Source organism: Vibrio sp. 10N.222.46.A1 (genome assembly GCF_041473595.1).
Taxonomy (GTDB): Bacteria; Pseudomonadota; Gammaproteobacteria; order Enterobacterales; family Vibrionaceae; genus Vibrio; species Vibrio tasmaniensis_A.
In genome coordinates this window covers 1-5,169 of the sequence record NZ_JBFRSN010000589.1, presented here as the reverse complement: position 1 = coordinate 5,169, position 5,169 = coordinate 1, and the positions used below count along the sequence as shown (strand labels likewise).

Here is a 5,169-nt window from a genome sequence, read left to right as displayed (position 1 = left end):
ATTGGCCCTTCCCAATAGGGTACAGACAGTGGCATTTTTGCTTCTGGATTGAGTGCCGAGACGGTCAGTTCGATTTGTTGAGTTGGAATCGAAACTTGCCATTCTGTTGGATAATCGCGTCCGTCGATTTCTGTTTGCTTGATAGCGGTTAAGCGGATGTCTTGCTGCTTAATCGCGATGCCAGAGCCATTTTGTTTCATCAGCCTTGCATGGGAATAACTGGCTTTGCCTGTTGTTGAGTTTCGAAGTTGAAATACCACCAAGCTGGTTTCATCACTCAGCCTTAGCGCAAACCAATCCCAACCTTGTTGCGAGTCGAGTAAAAACTGAGAGCTCCATTCTCTGTCTATCCAACCTTTGCCAGAAACCAGATGGGTTACTCCATCAATAGTTACCTCGCCCGATACATTAATGAATGGTTGACTGTAGTAGTAGGAAGCCACTTTGCCATCGCTACTTTTAGTGCTGTAGCCTTGTACGCCTTGCTTTTGATAAGGCGCGTTGCTGGTTAACTTAAGCGAGTAGCCAAACTGATCTGAATTAGCGTCCAAGGTTGCGGGGAATAGATCATCGCTTGAAGAGTTCCATTGCCAGTCATCAAGATAGACACGAAATGGGGAAGTGCTGACACCCGCCAGTTCAGCTTGGTCACGTGACCACTTTTCATCGGCGTAGTGCTTATCTTTAGTGGTGACTGCGCTGTGTGCCATGTAGATTTGCTGACTTTGCCACGTAGTTTTCTTAGTGCTATTGCCACTTTCCAGTGGTGCAGCCGCGAAGCGGAATTGTGTCCACTGCACGCCTAACGCATTGCCGTCTTCATCAATTAAGTTTGCGGTTAAGTACCACCATTCATGACGAAAATTAGGGTGTGCTTGATGGTCGGCAGGGAAGGTGATCTCGATACCTTTTACTACCGGAGAAAATTGCGCTTGATCGATTGCCGTTTCATTCTCGGTTTGTGTTTCTGCGCCAAGTATCGAACCCATATTTTGAGCTGATGGTTGAGTTGACTCCTCATACCCTAAAAGGAGCAAGATGCCAAGTGTGAGAACGAAAACTCTCATTGTTCGATTCATCACAACACCTCGCTCTGTAAACTGGATACCACGGGTTTACTGACCAAACGCCACAGTGGAATCAAGGTCGCAAACACAGCCACTAGAATGGTGATGGCTGCGATGCTGAGTGCGTCACTCCAATTCCATACGTAATTTAAGCTCCAACCAAAGGCGCGCAGGGTAACGATGTCCGTCAACACATAACCGACCATAGCGCCGAGTGGTAAGGCGATAACCAGAGTGAAGGCGACCAGAACAACGATTTGTCCGACCACCATCGCCATCAATTTTTTCTGACTAACACCGAGCGCATACAACCTTGCAATCGCGGCTTTGCGTGCATCGAGCAACATGAAACAGGCGCAGAACAACCCTATCACCGCCACCATTAAAGTGACGCCATTAAGCGCCCGAGTGATGGCAAAAGTTTGTGAGAAGATATCTAAAGCGATCGATTTTATCTGTGCTTGATCGTAAAGCTGGCTAGGGTGCAAATTGAGTTGTTGGCGTAGCTGTTCGTACACCACTTGTGGGTCGCCAGAGGCTTTGATTCCCAAGCTGGTGGGTAAGTCAGTAAACCCGCTTTCGAGCCATAAATTAGGTGCAAGCAACACTTCACCATTCGGTGAGCCATAATCGTGGAAAATCGCCCCGACGATGAGTGTTTTGTTTTGGATCGAGTCGAGCTTGAGTTGGCTTCCAAGGGACAACCCGAGCTTCACCGCAGTGGGTTCGCTGATCGCCACGAATTCACCTTGGTAAAAGCGCGTCCAGAAATCATCAAGGTGGGATTGAAATACCATGGTTTGCTCAAGTGTGTCTCTGTCTTTGGTACCGAGCAAAGTCGGCAAGCCCTGTAAGTTATCGTTGACATAGTATTGCTTATAAACGGTTTCAACATTTTCAAACTGCTCTAACGCACGTTCCACATTCGCGATTTCACCTTGGGCAGGGCTAACGTAAATATCGGCATGTAATCGCTGTTCAAGCCATTGCTTCAACGTGGATTCAAAGCTGCCGACTAAGGTATTCATTCCCACATTTGCGGTGACAGCGAGAAGCAACGCCATCATGGCGAGGGAGAGAGGGGAGATAAGTTCACGCAGCTCAGCGAACAGATATTGTATTAACCCCGATTGGGTACGTTTTTCGCTCCAGTTCGCTAGCACGCTGAGTGTTTTGGGCAAATACAAAGGAATCGACACCACTAACACACCGAGCCATGCCATGGTGAAGCGATGATGTTCGCTCAGCCATAACCCTGCTAACGCGACAATGGTTAATACTGACCCTATAACAAACAGCTGATTTTCGTTAGACGCTTCCGGCGCTTGATAGAAACCGCCATGGGAAGAGAGGGGTTGTCGCACTCGCTGTTTAAAGTGCTGCCAACACGCGACAAGCGTTGCGGCCAGCGTGAGTAGCAGTGCCTGCACTAACCATTGCCACTGCCATGTGCCGGGAAGCAGTGTCGCACCATAAAGTTGCTCAAGCGTTATCGCGACGGTGGGATGCAGCCAATGGCTGAGTTGAATGCCGAGAATGAAACCAAGTGATGCGCCTAGTGTGACTAAAACCGTGAGCTCGATTAGCAGAGCAGAAAACACGATGCTTGGCGCAACTCCAGCTTGTTGAATTTGTACCAACAGCCGATTACGCTTGAGCAAGCTGTATTTTACGCCGTTGTAAGCGATGAACAAACCAACCAAAAACGCCAACAAACTCATGGCGGTAAGATTGAGGTGAAAACTATCGGTAATTGAACCGAGATCCGTACTTTGGTTGTTGGAAATCCATTGCCCCTGTTTGTCGATAAGGCTTTGCCACTTATCCTGAGTATTGCTGTTAGTGTCGCTCTTAGTGTCAAAAATAGCGATATAGCTCAGTTCCCCTTGCTTGTTCAGCAGTTGCTGAGCGAACCCAATGTCCATCAACATTCGGCTACCGAGCTGCCATTCATCTGGCAGTACCACAACCTTGGTGAGTACTTCATCCAAAGTGAGCGTGTCCACTTCGTCCAAACTCTGGTGCTGAGATTGGCTCATCATCACAATGGGTTCACCCGCTAAGAGTTGCGGCAAAGGTAAGGCCTTGTCGAACAGGGAAATGTTTGGCTCTTTGGTTTGAGTGTTGCTTTGTTCGTCGACACGAGCGTGACGAGATCTTGAAGTGAGGGCGGCGATCAACTCACTGCCTTGAACTGACCAGCGTCGGCCTTGTTCGTCTCTGATTCGCCCTTCAATCACGGGCAGCGCTGCGCTTAATCCACTTTGTCTTAAGGTGAAGTAGAGCGATTCCGGCAAATAGTTTTGCCCTGCTGGTGGAATGATAAGGTTCTGCGCTTGGGCGCTAAGTTGCTCGGTCGATTCTGCATAACTGCGCTTGGCATTGAGGTTGATGGCTTGCACCGCGACAAACAAGGTGACCGCCAGCACAATGCCGATCAGAATCGCTGCGGCTTGCAGTGGCGACTGGCGGTAGTGTGCCGCGAATAGATTCAGAGTCAGTTTGGTATGGGTGGGCTGGTTCTGTGCGAAGCCAGTTTGTTTCATTGGATTACTCACAACGTTGCTACTCTTTGGGTTAGCTCCGCGTTCCTTAAACAACCATCATCTAACACCAATTTTGTCTGCATAAAGCTGGCACATTCTGGGCTGTGCGTAACCAAAAGTACGGCAGTGTTGCCTTGTGTGGTGATTTCACTCAGCAACTTCATCACCTCAATGCCTGCCTTGTGGTCGAGGTTGCCTGTGGGTTCGTCGGCAAGCAATAGCTTAGGTTTATGGGCTAGCGCACGCGCTATTGCGACTCGTTGTTGCTGACCGCCAGAGAGTGCGGATACGTGTCTTTCGAGTAGCTCACTGATGCCCAATGCATCAACTAAATAATCGCACCAGTCGCTCCATTTCTGTTGATTTAAATGGAGAGGAAACGCGATGTTTTGTTTTACGTTGAGTGGCGTTAATAAGTTGAACTGTTGAAAGATAACGCCTAGTTTTTGATGGCGGAATCGGCTCCACTGTGGATCTTTCCAATCTGATGTGTTCTCGCCATCGAGCCACAATTCTCCACCAGATAGTTCGCCACCGGATAGAGGTTCAAACCCCGCAATGATATTCAGCAGAGTACTTTTCCCACTGCCACTCGCCCCTGTCAAAGCCACGCTTGCCCCTGTCGCCAAAGCGAAATCGAAATTGTCCAACACGCTATGAGTGTCTTTACCATCAACAAAGCTTTTGCTGGCCTGTGTGAGTGTGACAATAGGGCTTTCCATTTCCTTTCCTTATAACCAAAACTAACCATCAAAAGGTGTCGTTACTTGTGGCTATTACCGAAGCGACAAGCTCTATAAAACTGTAGACAATAATCTCAAACAATAGAGCGATTTATATCGAATTATTAATTAACTTGTACTTCGATAAGAGGGAAATAGATCAGTGCGAGGGAGAATACAGATGTTGGTGGGAATGTTTAAGCCATCAAAGATGTTTTCGAATTTGTTGTTAGATGGTTCGTGACCACGTTTATGATCTTAGAGTAAAGACTATTTGCTCTAAATTTTCACGTAAGAAGACGCAATAACAACTTGTTGTTAACGTAATGAGATTAATTTATTCGCGATTGTGTACTTACACCACTAATCGCTAATACAAGATGGCAGATTCTATTATTTTCGAATATTATAGTTTTAATATTGGGATAAATATCACATTTTGGTGCGTGCATGTTTAGTTGTCAGTCCATTTGTAAACAGTTCGTTATACTGCTAGCAGTAATCGTTTGTTCGCTTTTCACTGTATCCGTTAGTGCAGACACGAAAAGCACCTTGCGTGAAGAAACAATAATCATAGGGGTTATTAGCTCTAACCCCAAAAAAGCATTCAAACGTGCACAGCCTTTTGCTGATTACTTAGCTGAAAACCTATCTAACTATGGTATCAAAACAGGCCAAGTTGTTGTCGCCCGCGACTCTCGTCAAATGGCTCGTTGGATAAAAAGCGGTCAGGTAGATCTGGTTTCTGAAACGGTGTTTGCAGCACAGGAATTAATGCAATATTCGGGTGCTGAACTTTTAGCAAGACGATGGAAAAGCGGTGTGGCGGAATAT

The 5,169-nt window shown here is 47.0% G+C and carries 4 protein-coding genes; 1 reads left to right on the top strand and 3 read right to left on the bottom strand.

Going from position 1 to position 5,169, the window contains the following annotated elements:
• The 3 genes from AB4496_RS16535 to AB4496_RS16525 all read right to left on the bottom strand — a co-directional run.
• A partial coding sequence (locus tag AB4496_RS16535; RefSeq protein WP_372131396.1) for a lipocalin-like domain-containing protein occupies positions 1-1,079 on the bottom strand: 1,079 nt, incomplete at its 3' end.
• A complete protein-coding gene (locus AB4496_RS16530; protein WP_009845800.1) occupies positions 1,079-3,613 on the bottom strand; it encodes an FtsX-like permease family protein in 2,535 nt (844 codons plus the stop codon). The genes AB4496_RS16535 and AB4496_RS16530, both read right to left, overlap by 1 nt.
• A gap of 8 nt (positions 3,614-3,621) precedes the next feature.
• The gene (locus tag AB4496_RS16525) at positions 3,622-4,335 is read right to left on the bottom strand and encodes an ABC transporter ATP-binding protein (RefSeq protein WP_009845799.1); all 714 of its coding nucleotides are present in this window, start codon (positions 4,333-4,335) and stop codon (positions 3,622-3,624) included.
• Between the two features lie 552 nt (positions 4,336-4,887).
• Between AB4496_RS16525 and AB4496_RS16520 the strand changes: the two genes are divergently transcribed.
• Positions 4,888-5,169: PhnD/SsuA/transferrin family substrate-binding protein (locus tag AB4496_RS16520; RefSeq protein WP_372131394.1), on the top strand; the 282-nt coding region annotated here is incomplete at its 3' end.

Excerpts from the sequence above, each read along its gene's own strand:
- AB4496_RS16530 (WP_009845800.1), bottom strand. The coding sequence starts at position 3,613 with ATGAAACAAACTGGCTTCGCACAGAACCAGCCCACCCATACCAAACTG.
- AB4496_RS16525 (WP_009845799.1), bottom strand. The coding sequence starts at position 4,335 with ATGGAAAGCCCTATTGTCACACTCACACAGGCCAGCAAAAGCTTTGTT.